Below are 23,060 nucleotides of genomic sequence, written 5' to 3'. Positions count from 1 at the left end.
GCGCGCGGGCCACCTCGTACCCTGGTGTCCATGTTGAACCGCACCGACCTGCGCGGGCAGGTCCCCTCCGCTGCCGAGCTCCGTGCCGCGCTTCCGCGCGCCGAGTACGACGTGGACGCGGCGCTGCATCAGGTCCGGCCGGTGGTCGAGGCCGTGCGGGACCGCGGGGTCGAGGCGGTCCTCGAGTTCACCGAGCGGTTCGACAAGGTGCGCCCGGAGACCGTCCGGGTGCCCGCCGAAGAGCTTTCGAAGGCACTGTCCGAGCTGGATCCGCAGGTCCGCGCCGCGCTGGAGGAGTCCGTCAAGCGCGCCCGGAAGGTGCACTCGGACCAGCGCCGCCAGGACGTCACGACGCAGGTCGTCCCCGGCGGCACGGTCACCGAGCGCTGGGTGCCGGTCGACCGCGTCGGCCTGTACGCGCCGGGCGGGCTGGCGGTCTATCCGTCGACCGTGGTGATGAACGTCGTCCCGGCGCAGCTGGCCGGCGTGCGCTCGCTGGTCGTGTGCTCGCCGCCGCAGGCCGCGTTCGGCGGGCGGCCGCACCCGACGATCCTGGCCGCGGCCGCGCTGCTCGGCGTGGACGAGGTCTGGGCGGTCGGCGGCGCGCAGGCGGTCGCGCTGGTCGCGTACGGCGGCGTCGACACCGACGGCGCCGAGCTGGCCCCGGTGGACATCGTCACCGGACCGGGCAACATCTACCTCACCGCGGCGAAGCGCCTGGTCCGCGGCGTGATCGGCATCGACTCCGAGGCCGGTCCGACCGAGATCGCGATCCTCGCCGACGAGACGGCCGACCCGGCGCACGTCGCGGCCGACCTGATCAGCCAGGCCGAGCACGACCCGCTGGCCGCGAGCGTCCTGGTGACCACGTCGGAGGAGCTGGCCGACGCGGTCGACCGCGAGCTGGTCGCCCGGGTCGCCGCGACGAAGCACTCCGAGCGGGTCGGCCAAGCGCTGGGCGGCAAGCAGTCCGGCATCATCCTGGTGTCCACTGTGGACGACGGCCTGCGCGTCGTGGACGCGTATGCCGCCGAGCACCTGGAAATCCAGACCGCGAACGCCCGCGAAGTGGCCGCCCGGGTGCGCAACGCCGGAGCAATTTTCGTCGGCGCGTACGCCCCGGTTTCGCTGGGCGACTACTGCGCGGGCTCGAACCACGTGCTGCCCACCGGAGGATTCGCGCGGCACTCCTCGGGCCTGTCGGTGCAGAGCTTCCTGAAGGGGATCCACGTCGTGGACTACTCCGAGGACGCCCTGCGCGAGGTCGCCTCCCGCGTCGTCGCGCTCGCGGACGCCGAAGACCTGCCCGCCCACGGCGAAGCCGTCACCGCACGTTTCGAAGGAGACGGCCGATGAACGAAGCCATCCCCGGCGGAGAGGTCACCCTCGCCGACCTTCCGCTGCGCGAGGACCTGCGGGGCCGCACCCCGTACGGCGCGCCGCAGCTGGACGTCCCGATCCGGCTCAACACCAACGAAAACCCGTACCCGCCGCCGCCCGAGCTGGTCGCCGACGTCGCCGAGGCCGTCCGCGCCGAAGCCGCGTCGCTGCACCGGTATCCGGACCGCGGCGCGGTGGCGCTGCGCACCGATCTGGCCGACTACCTGACGGTGTCCACGCGAGTGGTGCTGTCCGAGTCCAACGTGTGGGCGGCGAACGGGTCCAACGAGATCCTGCAGCAGATCCTGCAGGCGTTCGGCGGTCCCGGGCGCACCGCGCTGGGCTTCGAGCCGTCGTACTCGATGCACCCGATCATCGCGACCGGCACGCGCACCGACTGGCTGCCGGTGCCGCGCCGCGCGGACTTCTCGCTCGACACCGCTCAGGCCGCCAAGGCGGTCGCCGAGCGCAAGCCGGACATCGTCTTCGTGACCAGCCCGAACAACCCCACCGGCGGGTCGATCCCGCTGGACCAGCTGCGCGGCGTGCTCGACGCGGCCCCGGGGATCGTCGTGGTGGACGAGGCGTACGCGGAGTTTTCGTCGCAGGCCTCCGCGATCGAGCTGATCGCGGAGTACCCGGCGAAGCTGATCGTGTCGCGCACGATGAGCAAGGCGTTCGCCTTCGCCGGCGGACGGCTGGGCTACCTCGCCGCCGCACCGGCCATTGTGGACGCTCTCCAGCTCGTCCGCCTGCCGTATCACCTTTCCAAGGTCACCCAGGCGGCCGCCCGCGCCGCCCTCCGGCACGCCGACGCCACCCTCGCGTCGGTGCACCGGCTCTCCGCCGAACGCGACCGCGTCGTGGAAGCCTTGCTGGGCTTGGGATTCACCCCGGTGCCGAGCGACGCGAACTTCGTCCTCTTCGGACGGTTCAGTGACGCGCCGGCCAGCTGGCAGTCCTATTTGGACCACGGCGTGCTGATCCGGGACGTGGGCATCGAAGGCCACCTGCGGGTGACCATCGGGACCCCGGAAGAGAACGACGCTTTCCTCGAAGCGAGTAAGGACATCAAGCGATGAGCCGCGTCGGCAAAATCGAGCGCACCACGAAGGAATCGTCCATCCTGGTCCAATTGGACCTCGACGGGACCGGGCAGGTGGACATCGCCACCGGCGTGCCGTTCTACGACCACATGCTCACCGCGTTCGGCGTGCACGGCTCGCTGGACCTGAAAGTCGAGGCGACCGGCGACGTCCACATCGACGCGCACCACACCGTCGAGGACACCGCGATCGTGCTCGGCCAGGCACTGCGCCAGGCCCTCGGCGACAAGAGCGGCATCCGCCGATTCGGCGACGCGTGGATCCCGATGGACGAAACCCTCGCGCACGCCGCGATCGACGTCTCCGGCCGCCCGTACTGCGTGCACGTCGGGGAACCGGAGCAGTACAACACCTTCACCATCGGTAACAACTACCCGTTCGTCCTGACCCGGCACGTCTTCGACTCGCTGGCGTTCCACGCGCAGATCGCCTTGCACGTCCGGGTCATCCACGGCCGCGACCCGCACCACATCGCGGAGGCGGAGTACAAGGCCGTGGCACGCGCGCTGCGGGCGGCGACGGAACCGGACCCGCGGGCGGGCGGGATTCCGTCCACGAAGGGCGTGCTTTAACGCCGCACGCGCGGAACACCGTGCGCGGCGTCGCTGCTTGACGTCGCGCGCGGTGCTCTCACGGAGATAGTGCGCTCTCGCGGGCGATCTTGTGGCTGCTGACCCGCGGGTTCTGGCCGCCCAAAGCGAACACGCTGGCGACCGGATCCTCGTGGAACGCGATCGGATCGTGCGCCGGAACCGCTGCTCGCCCTCGTCCCGGACGGACAGGCCAGCCGAGGACCGCCGACCGGCCCGGCCGAGCAGAGCGCCGATCGTCGCCCGGTACCAATTCGGCTTCAGCCGACTCCGCCAGCCCGAGTCCGGGAGTTGCTGATCGATCTTCTCCAGGACATCCTCCGGGAGGCGCGGATCGCCGCGACGCGCGCACTCGGTTCGCTGGGGGAGTTCGCGATCCTGGAAGAACACCGTCCGAAGTCGTCTCGTGATCAGCGAGAATGGGCAAGAATTCTGCGGGGCGAGATTCCGCCGTTGAAACGAACCTGGCCAGGGGATCTCACGAGCTGACAACTCACACGCGGAACACCGTGCGCGGCGCGGCGTAAGCCACCGGACCGGGAAAGTGTTCGGCGGCAAGGCGAACCGCGTCGCGTGGGGTGACCGTGTGGCCGACATGCGTGAGCACCAGCCGCGCAGCCCCAGCGGCCGCGCGGCCCGCCTCCTCGGGTGTCAGATGTTCCGCGGACGGCTCGATGCTGTCCGCCTCGCACAGGAACAGATCCGTCCCTTCCGCCAACGTCGAAAGCGCCTCGCACGGGCCGGTGTCCCCGGAGTACGCGAAAGTCCGCGTCCCGTCGGTGATCCGCACCCCGAACGCCGGAAACCCGTGCGACACGGCCACCGTCTCCAGCTGCAGGCCGCCGACCCGGGTCCGCCGTCCGTCGTGCAACTCCCGGACGGCGAACGCCTCCTCGATCGGCGCGCGGCCGGTGTTGCTGAGGAAGGCGGAGATCCGCGCCGAGGTCCCCGGCGGGCCGTACAGCGGGATCGGGCGCGTGAGCCGCAGATCCGCGAACAACAGCGCGTACACCGCTGGTAACAGATCCGCGACGTGGTCCGCGTGCAGATGCGAGATCCAGATCGCGTCGAGTTCCGCCGGCGAGACGTGTTCCTGCAGCGCAGCGAGGGTGCCGGGCCCGGCGTCGAGCCAGATCGAGGTGTCCTCGTGGCGCACCAGGTACCCGGAGCAGGGAGCGTCCGGGCGCGGGTACGGTGTCGCGCTGCCCAGTACCGTCACGGTGAAGGCCATGTGGCACGCTAACCCCTGTGAGCAAAGAGCTGATCGCGGTCCTGCTGCTGGCCCTCGGCGGCTTCCTGGCCGGCGGGGTCTACTCGCTGTGGAAGACCGCGAAGTTCTTCGCTGTGGTGCTGGGCGTCGCCGCGGTGCTGGCGATCGGCGGGGCCATCGCCTGGCTGGTCAGCTGACCGACGCGGACCTTCCCGCACCTGCCCTGCACCTGCCTCGGATCTCCGCACAACTACGCCCGGCCTCCGCGCGACGAACGCGAACCTCCTCGCGACTAGCCAGGACTCCGTGCGCTTGACGCGATCTCCCCGCACGTGACACGCGTTTCTCCACGGCCAACGCGGATCTTCCCGCACCTGACGTGCAGTTCTCCGCGTCTAACGCGACCCTCCCGCACCTGACGCGCGCCTCCGAGCGACCAACACAGCCCCGCTCGAACCTGACACGTACCTACCTCCGCGCGACCAACGCGGAGCTTCTCACGCTTGACGCGTGCTTCTTCGCGACTAACGCGACCTTCCCTCGCCTGACACGTCCCCGTGACCAACGCGACCTCTCCGCACCAACCGCCGCGCTTCTCGGCCACTAACGCGGATCTCCGAGCGTCCGATGCGCGCCTCTCCGCGCCTAACGCGACCTGCCCACTCCTGCCGCGCGCTTCTCCGCGACTAACGCGGAGCTTCTCGCGCTTGACGCGTGCTTCTTCGCGACGAACGCAACCTCTCCGCACCAACCGCGCGCTTCTCGGCCACTAACGCGCCTCTCCGAGCGCCCGATGCGCGCCTCTCCGCGCCTAACGCGACCTGCCCACTCCTGCCGCGCGCTTCTCCGCGACTAACGCGGAGCTTCTCGCGCTTGACGCGTGCTTCTTCGCGACGAACGCGACCTCTCCGCACCAACCGCGCGCTTCTCCGCCACCGACGCGGATCTCCGAGCGCCCGACGCTCGCCTCTCCGAGCGCCGACGTGCGCCTCTCCGCGCCTAACGCCACCTCCCCGCGCCTGCCGCGCGCTTCTCCTCGCCTTAACGCGGCAGCACCTACCGCGCGCCTCCCCACCCCTAAGGCTCCAGCGGCTGATAAATGCACTCGCCCAGCGTCGCGTGCTTCTTCCACCCCAACGTCTCGTACAGCGCCCGCCCGGCATCCGTAGCCCCGAGGACACCGAGCACCGCACCGTCCTCGAGAGCGCGGTCGGCGAGCGTGCGCATCACGAACCCGCCCAGGCCGCGTCGCCGGTGTGCCTCCTCGGTCGACACCCGGTCCACGATCACCGCGTCGCCGACCTTTGCCATCTGGCCCTTCGCCGCCTGCTCGCCCGACGCGTCCAGCACCCGGAGGAACGTGACGGCTCCCCTGATCTCCATCGTCACCGTGTAGCCCTCCGGCGCGACCGGGTTCGTGGCCAGCAGGTCCGTCGCCATCAGATGCCCGGTGTCCTGCCACGCGACGACCCAGCCGTCCGGCATCCACGGCTCCAGCGTCTCCGGTTCGGCGGGCGCTTTCAGCCACGTCCGAGGTTCGCTGACCGCGCCCGCGGCGGCGCGGACCAGCGATTCCTCAGCTTCGGGCAGGACGTGCCTGCCTGCCTCCGCCGGATTGTCCGGGACCTCGACGAAAAGCCCCCATGGCTTCTCGACCGGCGGCGGGGTCTGCCGCGACAACGCCCATCCCGCCACCCAAGTCCGTACCGTGTCCTCGATCATCAAGCCCCCTGTGCTCACCGATGAACCGATGGTACGAACCAGCACCGACAAAAATCAGACACCGACAAAAATCAGACCCGCGTCAGTTCGCGTTCGTCGTCGCCGGGGGCGCCGAGTTCGCGGACCAGGCCCTCGCCCTCGACATCGACGTTCGGCAGGATCCGGTCCAGCCACTTCGGCAGCCACCACGCGCCGCGTCCGAGCAGGGACATCACCGCGGGCACGATGGTCATCCGGATCACGAACGCGTCCACCAGCACGCCGAAGGCCAGCGCGAACCCGATCGACTGGATCAGCGTCGACTCGGCCAGCACGAACCCGGCGAACACCGAGATCATGATCAGCGCCGCCGCCACGACGACCCGCGCGCCGTGCCGGAACCCGGTCGCCATCGCCTCCTGCGGCTCGGCTCCGTGCACGTGTTCCTCGCGCATCCGGGTCACCAGGAACACCTGGTAGTCCATCGCGAGTCCGAACAGGACGCCGATCAGCAGGATCGGCAGCATGCTCATGATCGGACCGGTCGAGGCGACGCCGAGCAGATCGGTGAGCCAGCCCCACTGGAACACCGCGACGACCGCGCCGAACGTCGCGACCACCGAGCCCAGGAACCCGAGCGTCGCCTTCAGCGGCACCACGACCGACCGGAACACCAGCATCAGCAACAGGAACGCCAGCCCGACGATCAGCGCGAGGTAGGGCAGCATCGCGTCGGACAGCTTCTGCGACACGTCGATGTTGGCCGCGGTCTGGCCGGTCACCGCGAGGCTGCCGCCGGTGTTTTCCTGCAGCGGACCGGATTGTGCGCGGATCGCCGACACGAGGTCCTCGGTCTGCGTGCTGCTCGGGCCGCTCTTCGGGATCACCGTGAGCACCGCGGTGTCCCCGGCCGGGTTGACCTTCGGCGGCGTCACCGCGGCGACGTCCGGCAGCTTGCCGATGTCCGCGGCGGCCTGCTTCAGCGAAGCCGGGTTGTGGTTCGGGCCGGTGTCGACGACGACCAGCAGCGGTCCGTTCGCGCCCTCGCCGAAGCCCTTGCTGACCAGGTCGTACGCCTTGCGCTGCGTGGTGTCCGGCGCGGCGGTGCTGTCGTTGGGCAGGCCGAGTTGCATGCTCAACGCGGGAATCGCGACCACGGCCAACCCGACGAGTGCGGCCAGCAGCACCGGAACCCGGTGCCGCGCAACGAAACGCGCCCAGCGTTCGCCGTGCGTCGGACCCTCGGTGCGGCGGCGCACGCGGATCTTGTTGTTGCCGACGCGAGTGCCGGCGAAGCCGAGCACGGCGGGCAGCAGCGTCAACGCGATGAGCACGGCGACCACGACGGTCGCAGCAGCGGCAACGCCCATCTGGCCGAGGAACGGAATGCCGACCACGGTCAGCCCGGCGAGCGCGATGATCACGGTGAGTCCGGCGAACACCACGGCAGAGCCTGCGGTGCCGACAGCGCGACCGGCGGCTTCCTCGGGTTCACGACCCTCGGCTAGTTCGTGCCGATAACGGGAGACGATGAAGAGCGCGTAGTCGATGCCCACCGCGAGCCCGATCATCAACGCCAGCACCGGAGTGTTGGAGTTCAGCTCCATCGAACCCGACGCCAGCATGATGCCCGCCATCCCGACGCCGACCCCGATCAACGCGGTGAGCAACGGAATTCCGGCGGCCAGCAGCGAACCGAAGGTGATGATCAGGACGACCGCCGCGACCGCGACGCCGAGTCCTTCGGTGGCCCCGGTCGCCGGGATGCCCTGCACCGCGTCGCCGCCGTACTCGACCTGATATCCCAACTGCTTCGCGTGATTGCCGGTAGCGAGCAGCGCTTCGCGGTCAGCGTCGCCGAGTTCGAAGCCCTTGACCTGGTAGCTCACCTGCGCGAGCGCGACGCGGCCGTCCGGGGAGATCGACTTCGCCTGGAACGGGTCGACGACCGAGGCCACCTTCGGCGCGGACTTCAGCTTGCCGACCACGCCCTCGACGGCCGCCTGGCCCGCCGGGTCGGTGATCTTCTGCCCGTCCGGCGCGGCGATCGCCACGCGCGCGGTGCCGCCGCCCGCCGCGGCCTGCGGGAAGTGCTCGGCCAGCCGGTCGATCGCCTGCTGCGATTCGGTTCCGGGAATGGTCACCGAATCGGACAGCTTGCCCGACAGCGTGAGCGCGCCCGCGCCCAACGCCATGAGGACAAGCGCCCAGACCGCCGCCACGAGGGCCCGGCGGCGGAACGACAGCCTGCCGAGCCGGTACAGGAAAGGTGCCACGAGTCGTCTCCGTTTCGCGCCCGAAGCGGGCTCTCCGCACTGGAATCGCCCTTTCGAAGCTAGCCGTTCGGCAAGGAGCTGCCAAGCCGATCGGCTAGGATGTGACTAGCCGCACGGCAAGTGTCGGGCTAGTCGCTCGGCTAGTATCATGATGTGCTGCGGAGCAGCGCACTCCGCTCGACGAGGAGGGCGCGATGACGACCGTCGAACCGGTCGCGGACACCCGGACCAGGCTGCTCGCGACTGCGCTGCGGCTGTTCTCGGAGCACGGCGTGGAAGGCACGTCGCTGCAGATGATCGCCGACGAGCTGGGCGTCACCAAAGCCGCGGTGTACTACCACTTCAAGACGAAGGCGGAGATCACCGAGGCGGTCGCGGAGCCGGGCATCCGGGAGCTGGACGAGCTGGTCGTCGAGGCGGCGAAGCACCGGCGCCACGGCGCGCGGGTGGACCATCTGCTGGACGGTTTCGTCGATCTCGTCGTGCGGCACCGGGTGCTGGTCGCGCTGTTCTCCAGCGATCCGGGAATCGACGCGGCGCTCGCGAAATCGGCGCACGGCGTCGAAGGGTTCAAGCAGGCGCTGATCTCGATCGTGGCCGGAGGACCGGAGCTGGACGTGACCGCCCGCGTCACGGCGATAGTGGCGTTCACCGGCATCGCGATGGCGGGCGGAGCGCCCGATCTGGCCGAGGTGGACGACGAAACCCTGCGCCAGGAATTGATCGGGGTGGGGCGCCGGCTGCTCGGCAGGCCGCGCCGCCGGGTCTGCTGAGCGCCCGGGCCTTTCTCGAATCCTGAGAATTCTGTTGCAGTATCTGGGAACACGCTCCTAATCTCGGACTATGTCTTCGGAAAGCGCTTACGGGCAGGGGCACGCGGAAAGCGTCGTACGTTCTCAGCACTGGCGCACCGTCGACAATTCGGCGGCCTACCTGGCCCCGGAGCTGCTTCCTGGGCGCAGCGTGCTGGACGTCGGCTGCGGTCCCGGGACAATCACGGTGGACATCGCTCGCCGAGTGGCCCCTGGTGAGGTGCTCGGTATCGACTTGTCGGAAGCCGTTCTTGAACAGGCACGGGCCCACGCGAAGCGCGAAGGCGTGTCCAACGTCCGGTTCGAGCGCGCCGACATCACGGCGGCCCCTGAGATCGGCCGATTCGACGTCGTGCACGCGCACCAAGTCCTGCTGCACCTGACCGAACCGGTGGAAGCGCTGCGGCACATGCTGGCGCTGGCCAAGCCCGGCGGTGCCGTCGCCGCCCGCGACACCGATTACGCCGCGGCCTTCTGGTGGCCAGCGGACTCGCGACTGGACCGCTGGCTGGAGGTCTACCGCGCGGTCGCGCACGGCAACGGCGCCGAGCCCGACGCCGGACGGCGATTGCTGGCCTGGGCGCACGCCGCCGGAGCGCGCGACGTCACGCCGAGCGCTTCCATCTGGTGTCATTCCACGCCGGAGGAGCGGGCGTGGTGGGGCGGCATGTGGGCGGACCGGATCCTGGACTCCAAGATCGCCGAGCAGGCTGTGGCAGGCGGGTATGCGTCCGCCGAAGACCTCCGCGAGATCTCCGAAGCGTGGCGCTCGTGGGCTGCCGACCCGGACGGCTGGTTCGCGATCCCGCACGGCGAAATCCTGTGCCGCGTCACCGAAGCCGGCTGAAGCGACGGAAATGTTCCTGGGCTCCCGCAAGGTCCGTGAGGGGAACCCTGAGGGAATCAGAGTCCCTCAGGGTTCCCCTCACGGACCTTTGCGGTGCCTGAGTAAATCTCACGGTGGCTGATTACGGCAGCCGGGAGTCTTTCAGTTCTTGCGCCGCGCGCAGTTCCTCGGCGGTGAGCTGGTCCGCGGAAACTCGGGCAACACTGCGGAAACGGTGGCACACCGGGCATTTCTGGACCCGGCGGTCGCCGAGCCGGATCGCCTTGAGCGACACGAACGGGATCCAGATGGTGGAGAAATAGTGGCCTTGGCTGCACTGGACGACCGTGTAGTCGGGCATAGCCACCTCCTTCGGCGCGACCGATTCAGTATGCGCTACTCGGACACCGTCAGAAACTCGGCCGGAACCTTCGAGACAAGCCACACCCCGTTGTCGCTGACCTGAAACGTGTGCCCGCGCGCGGCCATTTCCCTGGCCGCGACCGTCAGCACCACCGGTTTCCCGTGCCGCGATCCGACTTTCCACGCGGTTTCGCGAGTCGCCGACAAATGCACGGCATGCCGTTTCATCGGCCGCAGCCCCTCCGCCCAGATCGACGGCAGGAACCGCGTCGCCGTGCCATGGAAGAGGATTTCCGGCGGCACAGCGTCCGACAGCTCCAGATCGACGCTCACGCTGTGCCCCTGGCTGGCGCGGATTAGCGTCCCCGTTTCGTCAAAGGCGAACCGCTGTTTGGCGCAGTTCGCGACGACCTCGTCCAGCTCCTCCCGGCTCACCGGGAACCGGTGCCGGGCCAGCGCCGCGAGCAGTTCGGCGACCGGAATCCAGCCGCCGGGGGAGAGGGTCAGGCCGAGTCCGCTGGGATCGTGGCGCAGGTGCCGGGACAGTCTTTTCGATACCCGGATTCGATGTTTCTCGTTCATTTCAACCCGCAGTAACCCACACCGACGCCGTGGCGCGCAACGGAATTCAGATGCCGCCCTCCAGGACCGGGCGGAGTTTGCTGGCACCGGGGCCGAAGCGGGCGAGTTCGTCTTCCGCGTTGTACAGGCCGCAGCTGCGCAGCGACAAACATCCGCAGCCGACACATCCGGTCAGGCGGTCCCGCAGCCGCTGCAGCGCGTCGATCCGGGCGTCGAGTTCGGTCTGCCATTCGCGCGACAGCCGGGCCCAGTCCGCCTTCGTCGGCGCGTGGTCCGCGGGGAGCGTCTCCAGCGCCGCGCTGATGTCTTCCAGCGACAGCCCGACCCGCTGCGCGGCGCGGATGAACGCGATCCGCCGCAGCACCGAACGCGCGTAGCGGCGCTGGTTGCCCGCCGAGCGCTCGGACGTGATCAGGCCGCGTTCCTCGTAGAACCGCAGCGCGGTGTGCGGCACTCCGCTGCGTTCCGCGACCTGGCCGATGCTCAGCTTGTCCGCCAACCTCGTCATTGCTTCAGGTTAGCGCTTGACCTTCAGTTTGGTCGAGGTTGCATGGTCGGGACATGACCACGACGACCTCCGAGCCGGGTTACGCGGACCTGCCCCGGCTGATCTCGCTGATGACCGGCGACGACAAACACCACGCGGCCGCGGAGTCCACATTGGACGTCCTGTGGGTGCTGTTCGACCGCGTCCTGAACCTCGGCCCGGAAACCGCCCGCCAACCCGGGCGCGACCGGTTCCTGCTGTCCAAGGGACACGGGCCGATGGCGTACTACGCGGTGCTCGTCGCCAAGGGCTGGCTGGACGAGGACGAACTCGCCGGCTGGAGTTCGGCGCGTTCGCGGCTCGGCCACCATCCGGACCGCGTGCGCGCGCCCGGCGTCGAGATCTCCAGCGGCTCGCTCGGGCACGGACTGCCGATCGCCATCGGCACTGCGCTCGGCCTGCGCGCCCGCCGGTTCAGTTCGCGCATCGTCACGCTGATCGGCGACGCCGAACTCGACGAGGGCTCCAACCACGAGGCGATCGTCGTCGCCGCGCGGCTCGGACTAGACAAGCTGACCGCGGTGGTCATCGACAACCAGTCCTCGACCCACGGCTGGCCGGGCGGCATCGCGCGCCGCTTCGAAACGGAGGGCTGGGCCGTGCGGACAGTGTCCGGCCGCGACCACGAAGCGCTGTACGACGCGTTCACCACCCCTCATCCCGGACGGCCGCTCGCGGTCGTCGCCGTCGTGGAACCGAAAGGCGCGCACTGATGCCGAACATGCGGGACACCTTCCTGGCCACCGCGGAAGAAATCGTCAACACCGACCCGGACGTGGCGGTCGTCCTCGCCGACATCTCGGCCGCGTCGCTCGCCGAGGCCGCGCGACGGCATCCGGACCGGGTGATCAACGTCGGGATCCGCGAGCAGCTGCTCGTGAGCACCGGCGCGGGCCTCGCACTCGCCGGGCTGCGGCCGATCGTGCACACCTTCAACGCGTTCCTCGTGGAGCGCGCGTTCGAACAGATCAAATTGGACCTCAGCCACCAGGAACTCGGCGCGGTGCTGGTGTCCTACGGCGCTTCTTACGACATGCCAATGGAAGGCCGCACGCATCAGGCTCCCGGCGACGTCGCGCTGATCGATTCCTTGCCAGGCTGGTACGTGCACGTTCCCGGTCATCCGGAGGAGGCGCGGCGGCTGCTGCTCGATTCGGTGCCGGGAGACAGCCGGACGTACCTGCGCCTGTCCGCACAGGAGAATTCCGCGCCGTACCTAGGCGTCGGCCTCCAGACGATCCGGCAGGGGACGCACGGCGTGGTGATCGCGGTCGGGCCGATGCTGGACCGGGTGCTGGAGGCGACCGAGGGCATGGACGTGACGGTGCTCTACACCTCGACGGTGCGCCCGTTCGACGCCGAGGGCTTGCGCGCCGCGATGACGGACGTCGCGGAGGTCGCGCTGGTGGAGCCGTATCTCAAGGGAACGTCCGCGCATTGCGTCGCCGACGCGCTGGCGGACCGGCCGCACCGGCTGCTGAACGTCGGCACCCGCCGGGACACCGAGGTGCGGATCTACGGCACGCTCGCCGACCACGACCTCGTGCACGGGCTCGACGCGGGTTCGATCGCGTTGTCCCTCAAGGAATTTTTCACCGGATAAGGGGAGATCCGGGCAGCGGGAAACTGCCCGCGGTCACCAGCCGCTGTCGGCGCGTCGCACGGGGTTCGCCGTGCGCGCGGTCGACCGGCGCGCCAGGTCGATCTCCGCGCGGGTCTTCTGCAGCGGGATCGTCAGCTCCCTGAACTGCGGGAACGGCACGCTGTCGATGTCTTCCCGCCATGCTTGGAACATCCGGCAAAGCAGATCGGACTCGGACATTTCGTCCTCTTTCCGGGTCCGGGGGCACCGGCGGTGCCACACATAGCTGGGTGGGTACCCGGTCGCCTCGCGAACCAAACGGGGTCGGAGCGAAATTCGCCGGGGGACTACGCTCGGGAGCGTGTCTCGTGTGGTGATCCTCGATTACGGTTCCGGAAACCTCCGCTCGGCCGAGCGCGCCGTCGCGCGCGCGGGCGCCGAGGTGGAGGTCACCGCCGACCCGCACGCCGCACTCGAAGCCGACGGCCTCGTGGTGCCCGGCGTCGGCGCGTTCTCCGCGTGCATGAGCGGGCTGCTGGGCGTGCACGGACACCGGATCATCGGCAAACGGCTGGCGGGCGGACGTCCGGTGCTGGGCATCTGCGTCGGCATGCAGATCCTGTTCTCGCGCGGCGTCGAGCACGGCGAGGAGACCGAGGGCACCGGCGAATGGCCGGGCACGGTCGAGCGCCTGCACGCCGACGTGCTCCCGCACATGGGCTGGAACACCGTCCGCGCGCCCGCCGATTCGCAGCTGTTCGCCGGGATCGATTCCGAGGAACGGTTCTATTTCGTGCACTCCTATGCCGCGCGGAAGTGGGAGCTGGACTCCGGACTCGCCGGCCAGCAGCCCAAGGTGACCTGGGCCAACCACGGCGAGGACTTCGTCGCCGCGGTGGAGAACGGGCCGCTGTGGGCGACCCAGTTCCACCCGGAGAAGTCCGGGGACGCGGGGGCGCAACTGCTGCGCAACTGGCTGGGCACACTCTGAGCAACCCTCGTGAGCGGCGGCGCCGGTGAGAACCGGCATAAACGCTCACGAGGGAGGATCCCCCGGAAGGTGCGCCCGACCCCGCCGCTTAGTCTGTGCGCGTGACTTTCACGCTCCTTCCCGCAGTTGATGTTGCCGACGGCCAGGCGGTCCGACTCGTCCAGGGCGAGGCGGGCACCGAGACCTCCTACGGCAGCCCGCTCGAGGCGGCCTTGCAGTGGCAGCGCGACGGCGCCGAGTGGATCCATCTCGTGGACCTCGACGCCGCGTTCGGCAAGGGCAGCAACCGCGAGCTGCTCGCCGACGTCGTCAAGCGGCTCGACGTGCAGGTGGAGCTGTCCGGCGGCATCCGCGACGACGCGTCGCTCGAGGCGGCGCTCGCCACCGGCGCGCGCCGGGTCAACCTCGGCACCGCGGCGCTCGAGGACCCGGACTGGACCGCGAAGGTCGTCTCCGAATACGGCGACCGCGTCGCGATCGGGCTCGACGTGCGGATCACCGAGGCCGGGCACCGGCTGTCCGCGCGCGGCTGGACGTCCGACGGCGGCGACCTCTGGGAGGTCCTGGAGCGGCTCGACCGCGACGGGGCCAGCCGGTACGTCGTCACCGACGTGAGCAAGGACGGCACGCTGCGCGGCCCGAACCTGGAACTGCTGCGCGAGGTCACCGCCCGCACCGACGCCCCGGTGATCGCCTCCGGCGGAGTGTCCAGTGTGGACGATCTGCGCGCGCTGGCCGGGCTGGCGTCGGACGGGGTCGAGGGCTCGATTGTCGGGAAGGCGCTGTACGCGGGCGCTTTCACGTTGCCGGAGGCTCTCGCCGCCGTCCGCTGACGGCGGAAACTGTTGCTGGGCAACCGAAATCACGCGGCCCGGTCGAGCGCGACCTGTCCGGCTGGTCGCATCCGGCCTTCCTTCCGGAGCAGTTCGGCGCGGGCGAGATTCCGCGGTGACCACGGGCTTTTCGGCCGTCGCGGCGTGTACCGCTGGGTGTAGGTGGAGCCGTCGCGGCGGCGGGTCAGCCCGTCGATCCAGCCGTAGCAGAGCGCTTCCTGGAGCGCCTGCTCGTAGGTGAGCCCGGGCGCGCCCTTCTTGGCCAGCACCACCCACACCTCGGCGGCCGAATCGTGGTGCTCGGCCAGCCAGTCACGCCACGACGCGGCGTCGCTGAAGATCATCATGACTGCACCAGCGTTCCCCGGACCGAGACGTAGTGCGGGTTGTACATCAGGCCGAGGACGTTGCCCCACGGGTCGATCACCGACGCGGTGATGAACCCGGTGCCGCGGTCGCGCGGGGCGTCGTGGACCTTCGCGCCCATCGCGACGACTCGTTCCAGCGTCGCGGGGACGTCCTCGACGTGCCAGAAAACGACCGCGCCCGCGGGCTGCCCGACGGTGGCGAGATCGGCGGTCCGGGAGAGTTCGCTGGTGGCGTACGAGCTGTGCACGATGCCGAATTCGTGCTGGTAATCGCCGATGCGCCACTCCAGGTACGCCGGGGTGTCCAGGTACGGCGCGACGCCAAGAAGGTCGGTGTACCAGCGCTTCGCCGCCTCGAAGTCGGGGGAGTAGAAGGTGACGGTGCTGAGTCCTCGAAGCATGTCTGATTCCTTGTCTGCTCGCTTGTGGGACTAGCTTCTCCTCCAAAGTGCTCACCTTCTGAGCACTTTTAGCGAGAGAATCGAAAACATGCGCGCTGACCGTCTCGTCGCTGCCGTCCTGCTGCTTCAGGCCCGCGGCCGGGTGACCGCTGCCGAACTGGCTGAGGACCTGGAGATCTCCGTGGCGACCGCGCGTCGTGACCTGGAGGCGTTGTCGGCGGCCGGGATCCCGGTCTATCCGCAGCCCGGACGCGGTGGCGGATGGTCGCTCGTGGGCGGGGCCCGCACCGACCTCAGCGGGCTGACCGCGGCCGAGTCCCAGGCGTTGTTCCTGATGCTGGGCCCGGCGGCGTCCGGCGGTGCGGAGCTGTCGTCCGCGTTGCGCAAGCTCGTCCGTGCGCTGCCTGCCACGTTCCGGGCCGACGCGGAAGCCGCCGCGCGGGCCGTCGTGTCCGATCCGGCGGGATGGGGCGAGCAGGATCGCGAGCCGCCCGCGCTCGTGCAGTCGCTGCAGCAGGCGGTCGTGCAGCGGCGCAAGGTGCGGTTCGACTACAGCGGCAAAGCGCGGCTAATCGATCCTTACGGCCTCGCCGACAAGGACGGCGTCTGGTATCTCATCGCCGGAACCCCTGCGGGACAACGGACTTTCCGCGTCGACCGGATCTCGGCGGCGGAAACCACGGACCTGCCTTCGGAGCGGCCGGACGACTTCGATCTCCGCGAACAGTGGGCGCGGGTCGTGGAGGAGATGGAGCAGCGGCGTTCGCTTGTCTCGGCCACTGTGCTGGTCGACGCGCGGTATTTGTCCGTGCTGCGGTCGCATTTCGCGCGGCACTGCGAGGTGATCGGGGAGCAGGACGGCCGGGTTCAGGTGAAGGTGGCGGCGCATTGGGCGCGCTCGATCGCGGAACAGTTGGCGGGATGGGGAGCCATGGTCGAGGTGGTGGAACCGGAGTCGGTCCGCGTCGAACTCGCGCGCATCGGACGGGAGCTGACGGCCCGCTACGGGAGCTGAACGCTTACCCGCCAGGTAATCGACGCTGTGCACCGGATCGGACAGGATTGCTTGGCAGGCAACGAAATCGACCCGAGGAGCCGGACATGACCGCCTACGCCATCGCCCACCTGCGTCAGCCCGGAACCGTGCACACCGAGGTCTACGAGTACCTGGAGCTGATCCAGGCGACGCTCGACCCGTTCGCGGGCCGGTTCCTGGTCCACGGTGGACAGACCCGAGTGCTGGAAGGCGCCTGGCCGGGCGCGACCGTCGTGCTCGAATTCCCCGATTTCGCCGCCGCCGAGGCGTGGTACGCATCGGCGGATTACCGCAAAATCCTGCACCTGCGCACCGACCATCTCGTTGGCGACGTGATCCTGGCCGAGGGCTGCGGGCCGGACCACGATTCGGCCGCGATGGGCGCCCGGCTCCGCGCGGCGGCCCAGTGACTCACTCCGCGAGCTTGATCGCGATCCCGATCGTCCGCTCCGGCCCGCCGCGGAGCCGGCTGAAGAACATCGTCACCCGCCCGACGACGCCGTAGTCCCGCGCGATCACCCCGCGAATACGGTCGCTGTCGGCGGCGTCGAGCAGCCGGGCGGTTCCGCTCGCCTCGGCGCCGTGCACCCGGCGGCCGCGGACGTCGCACGCCTGCAGCCGAACCTCGCCGTTGTTGCGGATCCGCTTGACCTTGCCCGCGGTGCGTTCCGAGAACAGCACCAGTTCGTCGCCGTCGCGGGAAGCCCACACCGGAGTCGGGACCGCGCGGCCGTCGCGGCGGAAAGTGGTCAGCACGACGTACTTCTCGGCGCCGAGACGCTCCAGTTCGGACATAGCCCTACGGTAGACGGCGTCACAGTCCTCGGCAGCGGTCGGCGGGCTGCTGCCCGGCGGGTGCGGTCGGCACGGCGACCGAGGTGCCGTGGTCGGCCACCTTGTGCATCACCACGTGGGTCGCCGCGACGTAGCCCCAGGTGAACAGGACGACCAGAGCCGCGGAAATGCCGAGAGTCGCCTTTCGCACCCCGAGGCGTCCGAAGAGCGCCGAAATCCCGGCTCCGGCGAGCAGGAACAGCACCAGGGAACTGACCTGCCACAGCGTCATGCCCAAGCCCGACCACGGCACGAGATTGCGCAACCGGCAGGTCAGCTCCTCGCCCGCGGTCAGCTGGGCGAGGTAGTTGGCACCAATGCACCAGGCCACCAGAACGGCGATGATCGCGGCGCCGATCCCGATGGCGGTCGCTATCCGCGCGAACGTGCCCCGAGACTCCCCCAGTTCGGACATGGCCTCACGGTAGCGGTCAGGCAGTGCCGAGCCAGCCGTAATCCGGTGCCGAATCGAGCACGATCCCGTCCGCCACCGCGACGAGCTGTTCGCGCGGCAACCGGCCGGAAGCCGTCAGCCAGCGCCCGGACGACAGCCGCACAGCGACCTGCGCGTCGGCCGGTCCGGAGGCCGGCACGTAGGCTCCGGGCAGGCCGCGCACCTGGACCGGCCCAGATCCGCCGAGCGCAGGAGAACCGCCGCCGATCGTCACGCGCACTTTGCCGGTCGGCCCGCTGGCGTCGAGCACGGTTGTCGCGTTGTCCGAGTTGTTTCCGCGCACTGTCGTGGCTTCTTCGCGCATTCCCGCGGGCAGCGGTCCGAACCGTGCCTCGCCGCGGACCAGCACTGGCTTAGCGGTCACGGAATCGGCGATCTGCTCGGCCGCCGCGCGCGCGTCCGGGACGCCTTCCACCTTGGCGGTCAGCACGTGGCGGTCGTCCGGCATCCAGGTCAGCGTCGCGATCGTGTCGCTCGGGCCGGTCACCATGGCGACCCGCCCGTGCACCACGACCTGGTCCCTCAACGCCGAGATGCGCAGCGCGGTCTGTGCCCATTCCGGATCGGCCGTGGAATGCGCCGCGACTTCCACCCGGCTCGCGCCTGCCTGCCATTGCCGCACCTGTGCGGTGTTCCCGGGCCCGCCTGAGCGGTACTGCTCGGTGAAACCGTCCGGCAGCCAGCCCGGCGTGTACGCGAGCACCGGTCGTCCGGCGGCGGGGGTGAGCTGCGCGGGCGCTTCGGTGACCGCGTTGACCACCAGCGGCACCCCGGCGGCGACCGCGATCACCGCGGCGGCCGCGGCGGCGAGCGCGAGGCGGGGACGGCGCCGGTGCTGGCGTTGCCGGGCTCGGGCGAGCGCGTTGAGCACCTCGTTGCCGTCCGGTGCCTGCTCCGCGAGCCGTTCGAGGCTGTCGCGCACCAGCGTCTCGGTCTCGTTCGACGGGGTCATTCTCCTGCTCCGGTGGTGAGGACGGGCGGCAACGAGGGCAGGCCGGCGCGCAGTGTCGCCAGCGCGCGCGAGATTTGGCTGCGCACGGTCGAAACGCCGCAGCGGAGGAAGCTGGCGATTTCGGCGTCGGTGTAGTTCTCGTAATAACGCAGGACGACGGCGGCGCGCTGTTTCCGCGGCAGCGTGGCCAGCAGGGCGAGCATTTCGTCGCGTTCGTCGTAGGCGGTGCTGGGATCGGCCGTCGGCGGCCCTAGCGAATCGAGCACCGAATGGTTCGACGGCACCACGCGGCGGGCGGCGCGGCGACGCCACGACAGGTACTCGTTGGTGATCATCTTGCGGACGTAAGTGGGCGGCGATTCGATCTTCGACCAGCGCTGCTGGGCGCGCAGAAGCACGTCTTGGACGATGTCCTGCGCCAGATGCGGGTCGTCGGCGAGGACGGTCGCGTAGCGCAGCAGCCCGTCGAGGCGTTCCGCCACGAAATCGTCGAAACCGATGGTCACGATCATGAGACGCGCGAGCGGGCGGTTTTGATGCATCGGATCCGAAATCTGTGAGGAAGCCGTCGCGGCGGCCTTGGGCGAGCGGCCGACTAGGCTGGACGGCATGGCTGTGGCGGTTCGGGTGATTCCCTGTCTCGACGTCGACGCGGGCCGGGTCGTGAAGGGCGTCAACTTCGCCGACCTGCGCGACGCGGGCGACCCGGTGGAGCTGGCGCGCCGGTACGACGCCGAAGGGGCCGACGAGCTGACCTTCCTCGACGTCACCGCGTCCTCCGGCGACCGCGAAACCACCTTCGACGTGGTCCGCCGCACCGCCGAGCAGGTCTTCATCCCGCTCACCGTCGGCGGCGGCGTGCGCTCCACCGACGACGTCAACCGGCTGCTGCGCACCGGCGCGGACAAGGTCAGCATCAACACGGCCGCGATCGCACGCCCGGAGCTGCTGCGCGAGGCGTCGCGCCGGTTCGGGGCCCAGTGCGTCGTGCTGTCCGTCGACGCGCGGCGCGTGCCGGAAGGCAGCGCACCGACAGCGTCCGGCTTCGAGGTCACCACGCACGGCGGCCGTCGCGGCACCGGAATCGACGCGGTGGAATGGGCCGCGCGCGGCGAGGAACTCGGCGTCGGCGAGATCCTGCTCAACTCGATGGACGCGGACGGCACCAAAACCGGCTTCGACCTGGAGCTGATCGGCCTGGTTCGGCGCGCGGTGCGAGTCCCGGTGATCGCCAGCGGCGGCGCGGGCGCGACCGAACACTTCTTGCCCGCGGTGGAAGCCGGTGCCGACGCGGTGCTCGCGGCGAGCGTATTCCACTTCGGACAGTTGACGATCGGCGACGTGAAGGGCGCGCTGCGCACCGGCGGGGTGGTCGTGCGATGAGCCTCTCGCCGGAACTTTCCGCACGGCTGAAGTGGAACGCGGACGGACTGATCGCCGCGGTCGTGGTCGACCACGCGACGTCGGACGTGCTGATGATGGCCTGGATGAACGACGACGCGCTGGAATCGACGCTCACCACCCGGCGCGGGACGTATTGGTCGCGCAGCCGGCAGGAGCTGTGGGTGAAGGGCGAGACCTCGGGGCACGTCCAGCACGTGCGAGAGGTCCGCGTCGACTGCGACGGCGACACGGTGTTGCTGCGAGTGGACCAGACCGGTCCGGCTTGTCACACCGGGACGCACACGTGCTTCGACACCGACGAGCGGTTGCTGCTCGCCGACGAGTCGTGAGTGTTTATGCCGGTTCTAACCTGGTTCTAACCGGGACAAACACTCACGAGGGCCTAGTCGATGTCCCCGGTGAGATAACGCTGCAAGGTCGGCGCCACCGCCGCAATCAGCGTGTCCACCTCCGCCTCCACCATCGGCGGGAACCGGGCCACATACCGGATCAACCCCATCCCCACCAGCTGCGAAGCGCACAACGCCACCCGCAGCTCCTGGCGGTCAACGCTGGTCTCGCTCAGCAGTCCGGTGAAAAACTGCGAGAAAAACTCCCGCAGCACCGTGCTGGCCGCCTCGTGACTGGCGACGCTGCGGATCAGCGCCTGGAACGTGTCGCCGCCGACGCCGTCCCATCGGGTCAGGAAGGTGCGCGCGATCCGGACGCCCAGCTCGTCGACCGGGCCGTCGCGCAGGACCGTCACCAATTCCGTCGGTTCGAACGGCAGTTTCAGCACCGCTTGGGCGAACAGGCCTTCCTTGCCGCCGAACCAGTGGTTGACCATGGCCGCGTCCACCCCGGCGCGCGCGGCGATCGAGCGGACCGTCGCGCGTTCGTAGCCGTTCTCGGCGAACACCGCGCGGGCGGCTTCCAGCAGCACCGCGCGGGTGTCCTGACCAGCAGGGCGGCGGCCGCGGCGGCGCGCGGTAGTGTCTTCGGTGCTCACCGGACCATCTTGACCGGTCGCCGCCTCAAATTCAACAGTCATTGAATTGAGAGCCCGCTGACCGGCGGACCCGGCCGTAGCGGCACAATGAGGCGCATGGTCAGCTCAGCAGCCTCGTCCACGGCCGGGCCCGGCCCGGTCAGCCCGTCCCGCGCCGGCTTCCGCGCGCTGGCCGAGAGCCGCCGCGTGATCCCCGTGGTGCGCCGGGTGCTCGCCGACGGCGAGACCCCGCTGGGGATCTACCGCAAGCTCGCCGCCGACCGGCCCGGCACGTTCCTCTTCGAATCGGCCGAGAACGGGAAATCGTGGTCGCGCTGGTCGTTCGTCGGGGTGCGCAGCCCGGCCGCGCTGACCGTCCGCGACGGCAAGGCGGTCTGGACCGGCACCCCGCCGGACAACCTGCCCACCGAGGGCGACCCGCTGCAGGTGCTGCGCGCGACCGTCGAGGCGCTGCACACCGAGCCGCTGCCCGGCCTGCCCCCGCTGACCGGCGGAATGGTCGGCTATCTCGGCTACGATTCGGTGCGCTGGCTGGAAAAGCTGCCCGAGCTGGCCGAACGGGACCTCGACATCCCCGAGCTGACCATGCTGCTCGCCACCGATCTCGCCGCGTTCGACCACCACGAGGGCACCGTCACGCTGATCGCCAACGCGGTCAACTGGGACGACTCGGCCGAACGCGTGGACGCCGCGTACGACGACGCGCTGGCCCGGCTGTCCGCGATGACCGAGCAGTTGCGGGTGCCCGCGCCGCCGACCGTCGCGACGTTCGACCGGCCCACTCCGGAATTCCGCCGCCACCGCAGCAAGGAAAACTTCCACGCGGCCGTCGACAAGGCGGTCGAGGCCATCAAGGCCGGCGAAGCGTTCCAGGTCGTGCCCTCGCAACGGTTCGAGATCGAAACCGGAGCCGACGCGCTCGACGTCTACCGCGTGCTCCGCACCTCCAACCCGAGCCCGTACATGTACTTGCTGCGGCTGGAGGGCTTCGACATCGTCGGCTCCAGCCCGGAATCGCTGGTGACCGTCCGCGACGGGCGCGCCACCACGCATCCCATCGCGGGCACCCGCTGGCGAGGGGCGGATCCGGAGGAGGACGCGCAGCTGGCCAAGGACCTGCTCGCGGACGAGAAGGAACGCGCCGAGCACCTGATGCTCGTCGACCTCGGCCGCAACGACCTCGGCAAGGTCTGCAAACCGGGCACCGTGCACGTGGTCGACTTCTTCCAGATCGAGCGCTACAGCCACGTCATGCACATCGTGTCGACGGTGACCGGCGAGCTGAAAGACGACGCCACGGCCTTCGACGCGGTCGCCGCCTGCTTCCCGGCGGGCACGCTGTCCGGCGCGCCGAAGGTGCGGGCGATGCAGCTGATCGAGGAGCTGGAACCGGTGCGCCGCGCGCTGTACGGCGGCGTCGTCGGCTACCTGGACTTCGCGGGCGACGCGGACACGGCGATCGCCATCCGCACCGCGCTGATGATCGACGGGACCGCTTACGTGCAGGCGGGCGGCGGCGTGGTCGCGGACTCGGTCCCGGACTACGAGGACACCGAATCGCTCAACAAGGCCCGCACCGTGCTGTCCGCGATCGCCGCGGCGGGCACGATGGTCCCGGCGGGCGAGCTGGACCCGGCCGAGGACGCGGCCGGTGTCTGAGCGGCCCGAGGAGGCGGAACCACGACGCGGCGGCGCCGAGGCGCAAGAGGCTCATGACGCGGTGGAACCGGCGGATGTCGGTGAAAAACCGCCTGACGCAGGGAAAACCGCTGCCGAAGAGCCGGTTGGCAGCGTGAAATCGCCGTCGGCAGCCGAGCCCGCTGC

At 69.8% G+C, this 23,060-nt stretch carries 29 protein-coding genes; 15 read left to right on the top strand and 14 right to left on the bottom strand.

The window, feature by feature from the left end:
* Positions 1-30 precede the first annotated feature (30 nt).
* From hisD to hisB, 3 genes are read left to right on the top strand one after another with little or no spacing between them, the layout of a single operon-like run.
* Positions 31-1,356, top strand: a complete 1,326-nt coding sequence (hisD, locus tag D0D37_RS20930) for a histidinol dehydrogenase (RefSeq protein WP_116202249.1) — start codon at positions 31-33, stop codon at positions 1,354-1,356.
* Entirely contained in the window at positions 1,353-2,462 is a 1,110-nt protein-coding gene (locus D0D37_RS20925) for a histidinol-phosphate transaminase (RefSeq protein WP_116202248.1), read from the top strand. Before hisD ends, D0D37_RS20925 begins: the two co-directional genes overlap by 4 nt.
* Entirely contained in the window at positions 2,459-3,058 is a 600-nt protein-coding gene (gene hisB, locus D0D37_RS20920; RefSeq protein WP_116202247.1) for an imidazoleglycerol-phosphate dehydratase HisB, read from the top strand. Before D0D37_RS20925 ends, hisB begins: the two co-directional genes overlap by 4 nt.
* A 511-nt stretch (positions 3,059-3,569) precedes the next feature.
* On the opposite strand, the gene D0D37_RS20915 is transcribed toward hisB, so the two are convergent.
* The gene (locus D0D37_RS20915; RefSeq protein WP_116202246.1) at positions 3,570-4,307 is read right to left on the bottom strand and encodes an MBL fold metallo-hydrolase; all 738 of its coding nucleotides are present in this window, start codon (positions 4,305-4,307) and stop codon (positions 3,570-3,572) included.
* Positions 4,308-4,324: 17 nt separating this feature from the next.
* On the opposite strand from D0D37_RS20915, the gene D0D37_RS47135 reads away from it, so the two are divergent.
* Positions 4,325-4,483: a hypothetical protein gene (locus D0D37_RS47135; RefSeq protein ID WP_009074926.1), complete on the top strand. Its 159-nt coding sequence runs from the start codon at positions 4,325-4,327 to the stop codon at positions 4,481-4,483.
* An 880-nt stretch (positions 4,484-5,363) separates the two neighbouring features.
* On the opposite strand, the gene D0D37_RS20910 is transcribed toward D0D37_RS47135, so the two are convergent.
* Both D0D37_RS20910 and D0D37_RS20905 read right to left on the bottom strand, forming a co-directional pair.
* Complete coding sequence (locus tag D0D37_RS20910; RefSeq protein WP_244223595.1) at positions 5,364-6,026, bottom strand: GNAT family N-acetyltransferase; 663 nt, start codon at positions 6,024-6,026, stop codon at positions 5,364-5,366.
* 53 nt (positions 6,027-6,079) lie between these two features.
* Positions 6,080-8,263, bottom strand: a complete 2,184-nt coding sequence (locus D0D37_RS20905) for an MMPL family transporter (RefSeq protein ID WP_116202244.1) — start codon at positions 8,261-8,263, stop codon at positions 6,080-6,082.
* A gap of 194 nt (positions 8,264-8,457) precedes the next feature.
* On the opposite strand from D0D37_RS20905, the gene D0D37_RS20900 reads away from it, so the two are divergent.
* Both D0D37_RS20900 and D0D37_RS20895 read left to right on the top strand, forming a co-directional pair.
* Positions 8,458-9,036 carry a TetR/AcrR family transcriptional regulator gene (locus tag D0D37_RS20900; RefSeq protein ID WP_116202243.1) on the top strand — a complete coding sequence of 193 codons (579 nt, stop codon included), beginning with the start codon at positions 8,458-8,460 and terminating at the stop codon, positions 9,034-9,036.
* A 70-nt stretch (positions 9,037-9,106) separates the two neighbouring features.
* Positions 9,107-9,922 (top strand): class I SAM-dependent methyltransferase, encoded by an 816-nt coding sequence (locus D0D37_RS20895; RefSeq protein ID WP_116202242.1) that lies wholly within the window; start codon positions 9,107-9,109, stop codon positions 9,920-9,922.
* 121 nt (positions 9,923-10,043) lie between these two features.
* Here D0D37_RS20895 and D0D37_RS20890 read toward each other — a convergent pair whose 3' ends face one another.
* From D0D37_RS20890 to soxR, 3 genes are read right to left on the bottom strand one after another with little or no spacing between them, the layout of a single operon-like run.
* The gene (locus D0D37_RS20890) at positions 10,044-10,262 is read right to left on the bottom strand and encodes a hypothetical protein (RefSeq protein WP_116202241.1); all 219 of its coding nucleotides are present in this window, start codon (positions 10,260-10,262) and stop codon (positions 10,044-10,046) included.
* Between the two features lie 35 nt (positions 10,263-10,297).
* Entirely contained in the window at positions 10,298-10,846 is a 549-nt protein-coding gene (locus D0D37_RS20885) for an RNA 2'-phosphotransferase (protein ID WP_116202240.1), read from the bottom strand.
* A 46-nt stretch (positions 10,847-10,892) separates the two neighbouring features.
* Entirely contained in the window at positions 10,893-11,354 is a 462-nt protein-coding gene (gene soxR / locus D0D37_RS20880; protein WP_116202239.1) for a redox-sensitive transcriptional activator SoxR, read from the bottom strand.
* Positions 11,355-11,407: 53 nt separating this feature from the next.
* On the opposite strand from soxR, the gene D0D37_RS20875 reads away from it, so the two are divergent.
* On the top strand, positions 11,408-12,106 hold the full coding sequence (locus tag D0D37_RS20875) for a thiamine pyrophosphate-dependent enzyme (RefSeq protein ID WP_116202238.1): 699 nt from the start codon (positions 11,408-11,410) through the stop codon (positions 12,104-12,106).
* A complete protein-coding gene (locus D0D37_RS20870) occupies positions 12,106-12,996 on the top strand; it encodes a transketolase family protein (RefSeq protein ID WP_116202237.1) in 891 nt (296 codons plus the stop codon). The genes D0D37_RS20875 and D0D37_RS20870 overlap by 1 nt, the downstream gene beginning before the upstream one ends.
* 33 nt (positions 12,997-13,029) lie before the next feature.
* Here the strand turns inward: D0D37_RS20870 and D0D37_RS20865 are convergent, their stop codons facing one another.
* Positions 13,030-13,215, bottom strand: coding sequence for a hypothetical protein (locus D0D37_RS20865; protein ID WP_043828918.1), 186 nt, complete (start codon positions 13,213-13,215; stop codon positions 13,030-13,032).
* Positions 13,216-13,345: 130 nt separating this feature from the next.
* On the opposite strand from D0D37_RS20865, the gene hisH reads away from it, so the two are divergent.
* Both hisH and priA read left to right on the top strand, forming a co-directional pair.
* A complete protein-coding gene (gene hisH, locus D0D37_RS20860) occupies positions 13,346-13,966 on the top strand; it encodes an imidazole glycerol phosphate synthase subunit HisH (RefSeq protein WP_116202236.1) in 621 nt (206 codons plus the stop codon).
* A 101-nt stretch (positions 13,967-14,067) separates the two neighbouring features.
* Entirely contained in the window at positions 14,068-14,799 is a 732-nt protein-coding gene (gene priA / locus D0D37_RS20855; protein ID WP_116202272.1) for a bifunctional 1-(5-phosphoribosyl)-5-((5-phosphoribosylamino)methylideneamino)imidazole-4-carboxamide isomerase/phosphoribosylanthranilate isomerase PriA, read from the top strand.
* Between the two features lie 29 nt (positions 14,800-14,828).
* Here priA and D0D37_RS20850 read toward each other — a convergent pair whose 3' ends face one another.
* Complete coding sequence (locus D0D37_RS20850; RefSeq protein ID WP_116202235.1) at positions 14,829-15,146, bottom strand: YdeI/OmpD-associated family protein; 318 nt, start codon at positions 15,144-15,146, stop codon at positions 14,829-14,831.
* Complete coding sequence (locus D0D37_RS20845) at positions 15,143-15,568, bottom strand: VOC family protein (RefSeq protein ID WP_116202234.1); 426 nt, start codon at positions 15,566-15,568, stop codon at positions 15,143-15,145. The genes D0D37_RS20850 and D0D37_RS20845 overlap by 4 nt, the downstream gene beginning before the upstream one ends.
* Before the next feature lie 88 nt (positions 15,569-15,656).
* Here D0D37_RS20845 and D0D37_RS20840 point away from each other — a divergent pair, with 88 nt between their 5' ends.
* On the top strand, positions 15,657-16,583 hold the full coding sequence (locus tag D0D37_RS20840; RefSeq protein WP_116202233.1) for a helix-turn-helix transcriptional regulator: 927 nt from the start codon (positions 15,657-15,659) through the stop codon (positions 16,581-16,583).
* An 86-nt stretch (positions 16,584-16,669) separates the two neighbouring features.
* Positions 16,670-17,014, top strand: coding sequence for a DUF1330 domain-containing protein (locus D0D37_RS20835; protein ID WP_116202232.1), 345 nt, complete (start codon positions 16,670-16,672; stop codon positions 17,012-17,014).
* 1 nt (position 17,015) lies between these two features.
* Here D0D37_RS20835 and D0D37_RS20830 read toward each other — a convergent pair whose 3' ends face one another.
* From D0D37_RS20830 to D0D37_RS20815, 4 genes are read right to left on the bottom strand one after another with little or no spacing between them, the layout of a single operon-like run.
* Positions 17,016-17,399 carry a PPOX class F420-dependent oxidoreductase gene (locus D0D37_RS20830; protein WP_116202231.1) on the bottom strand — a complete coding sequence of 128 codons (384 nt, stop codon included), beginning with the start codon at positions 17,397-17,399 and terminating at the stop codon, positions 17,016-17,018.
* Between the two features lie 19 nt (positions 17,400-17,418).
* Positions 17,419-17,853, bottom strand: coding sequence for a hypothetical protein (locus D0D37_RS20825; protein ID WP_116202230.1), 435 nt, complete (start codon positions 17,851-17,853; stop codon positions 17,419-17,421).
* Between the two features lie 16 nt (positions 17,854-17,869).
* On the bottom strand, positions 17,870-18,844 hold the full coding sequence (locus D0D37_RS20820) for a hypothetical protein (RefSeq protein ID WP_116202229.1): 975 nt from the start codon (positions 18,842-18,844) through the stop codon (positions 17,870-17,872).
* The gene (locus D0D37_RS20815; protein WP_162834361.1) at positions 18,841-19,356 is read right to left on the bottom strand and encodes a SigE family RNA polymerase sigma factor; all 516 of its coding nucleotides are present in this window, start codon (positions 19,354-19,356) and stop codon (positions 18,841-18,843) included. Before D0D37_RS20815 ends, D0D37_RS20820 begins: the two co-directional genes overlap by 4 nt.
* A 97-nt stretch (positions 19,357-19,453) precedes the next feature.
* Here D0D37_RS20815 and hisF point away from each other — a divergent pair, with 97 nt between their 5' ends.
* Positions 19,454-20,227, top strand: a complete 774-nt coding sequence (hisF, locus tag D0D37_RS20810; protein WP_116202228.1) for an imidazole glycerol phosphate synthase subunit HisF — start codon at positions 19,454-19,456, stop codon at positions 20,225-20,227.
* Entirely contained in the window at positions 20,224-20,577 is a 354-nt protein-coding gene (gene hisI, locus D0D37_RS20805; protein ID WP_116202227.1) for a phosphoribosyl-AMP cyclohydrolase, read from the top strand. The genes hisF and hisI overlap by 4 nt, the downstream gene beginning before the upstream one ends.
* A 53-nt stretch (positions 20,578-20,630) precedes the next feature.
* Here the strand turns inward: hisI and D0D37_RS20800 are convergent, their stop codons facing one another.
* On the bottom strand, positions 20,631-21,236 hold the full coding sequence (locus tag D0D37_RS20800; protein WP_116202226.1) for a TetR/AcrR family transcriptional regulator: 606 nt from the start codon (positions 21,234-21,236) through the stop codon (positions 20,631-20,633).
* 96 nt (positions 21,237-21,332) lie between these two features.
* On the opposite strand from D0D37_RS20800, the gene D0D37_RS20795 reads away from it, so the two are divergent.
* Entirely contained in the window at positions 21,333-22,895 is a 1,563-nt protein-coding gene (locus D0D37_RS20795; protein ID WP_116202225.1) for an anthranilate synthase component I, read from the top strand.
* The last annotated feature ends 165 nt before the right edge of the window (positions 22,896-23,060 follow it).

The sequence above is a fragment of the Amycolatopsis circi genome, from assembly GCF_003385235.1.
Taxonomy (GTDB): Bacteria; Actinomycetota; Actinomycetes; order Mycobacteriales; family Pseudonocardiaceae; genus Amycolatopsis; species Amycolatopsis circi.
The sequence above is the reverse complement of the archived record's forward strand: the minus strand, read 5'-3'. Positions and strand labels throughout refer to the sequence as shown.

Bases quoted from the DNA above. Each gene is read 5' to 3' on its own strand.
- hisD (WP_116202249.1), top strand. From the start codon at position 31: ATGTTGAACCGCACCGACCTGCGCGGGCAGGTCCCCTCCGCTGCCGAG.
- D0D37_RS20925 (WP_116202248.1), top strand. From the start codon at position 1,353: ATGAACGAAGCCATCCCCGGCGGAGAGGTCACCCTCGCCGACCTTCCG.
- hisB (WP_116202247.1), top strand. From the start codon at position 2,459: ATGAGCCGCGTCGGCAAAATCGAGCGCACCACGAAGGAATCGTCCATC.
- D0D37_RS20915 (WP_116202246.1), bottom strand. From the start codon at position 4,307: ATGGCCTTCACCGTGACGGTACTGGGCAGCGCGACACCGTACCCGCGC.
- D0D37_RS20900 (WP_116202243.1), top strand. From the start codon at position 8,458: ATGACGACCGTCGAACCGGTCGCGGACACCCGGACCAGGCTGCTCGCG.
- D0D37_RS20895 (WP_116202242.1), top strand. From the start codon at position 9,107: ATGTCTTCGGAAAGCGCTTACGGGCAGGGGCACGCGGAAAGCGTCGTA.
- D0D37_RS20890 (WP_116202241.1), bottom strand. From the start codon at position 10,262: ATGCCCGACTACACGGTCGTCCAGTGCAGCCAAGGCCACTATTTCTCC.
- D0D37_RS20885 (WP_116202240.1), bottom strand. From the start codon at position 10,846: ATGAACGAGAAACATCGAATCCGGGTATCGAAAAGACTGTCCCGGCAC.
- soxR (WP_116202239.1), bottom strand. From the start codon at position 11,354: ATGACGAGGTTGGCGGACAAGCTGAGCATCGGCCAGGTCGCGGAACGC.
- D0D37_RS20875 (WP_116202238.1), top strand. From the start codon at position 11,408: ATGACCACGACGACCTCCGAGCCGGGTTACGCGGACCTGCCCCGGCTG.
- D0D37_RS20870 (WP_116202237.1), top strand. From the start codon at position 12,106: ATGCCGAACATGCGGGACACCTTCCTGGCCACCGCGGAAGAAATCGTC.
- D0D37_RS20865 (WP_043828918.1), bottom strand. From the start codon at position 13,215: ATGTCCGAGTCCGATCTGCTTTGCCGGATGTTCCAAGCATGGCGGGAA.
- D0D37_RS20850 (WP_116202235.1), bottom strand. From the start codon at position 15,146: ATGATGATCTTCAGCGACGCCGCGTCGTGGCGTGACTGGCTGGCCGAG.
- D0D37_RS20845 (WP_116202234.1), bottom strand. From the start codon at position 15,568: ATGCTTCGAGGACTCAGCACCGTCACCTTCTACTCCCCCGACTTCGAG.
- D0D37_RS20840 (WP_116202233.1), top strand. From the start codon at position 15,657: ATGCGCGCTGACCGTCTCGTCGCTGCCGTCCTGCTGCTTCAGGCCCGC.
- D0D37_RS20835 (WP_116202232.1), top strand. From the start codon at position 16,670: ATGACCGCCTACGCCATCGCCCACCTGCGTCAGCCCGGAACCGTGCAC.
- D0D37_RS20830 (WP_116202231.1), bottom strand. From the start codon at position 17,399: ATGTCCGAACTGGAGCGTCTCGGCGCCGAGAAGTACGTCGTGCTGACC.
- D0D37_RS20825 (WP_116202230.1), bottom strand. From the start codon at position 17,853: ATGTCCGAACTGGGGGAGTCTCGGGGCACGTTCGCGCGGATAGCGACC.
- D0D37_RS20820 (WP_116202229.1), bottom strand. From the start codon at position 18,844: ATGACCCCGTCGAACGAGACCGAGACGCTGGTGCGCGACAGCCTCGAA.
- D0D37_RS20815 (WP_162834361.1), bottom strand. From the start codon at position 19,356: ATGATCGTGACCATCGGTTTCGACGATTTCGTGGCGGAACGCCTCGAC.
- hisF (WP_116202228.1), top strand. From the start codon at position 19,454: ATGGCTGTGGCGGTTCGGGTGATTCCCTGTCTCGACGTCGACGCGGGC.
- hisI (WP_116202227.1), top strand. From the start codon at position 20,224: ATGAGCCTCTCGCCGGAACTTTCCGCACGGCTGAAGTGGAACGCGGAC.
- D0D37_RS20795 (WP_116202225.1), top strand. From the start codon at position 21,333: ATGGTCAGCTCAGCAGCCTCGTCCACGGCCGGGCCCGGCCCGGTCAGC.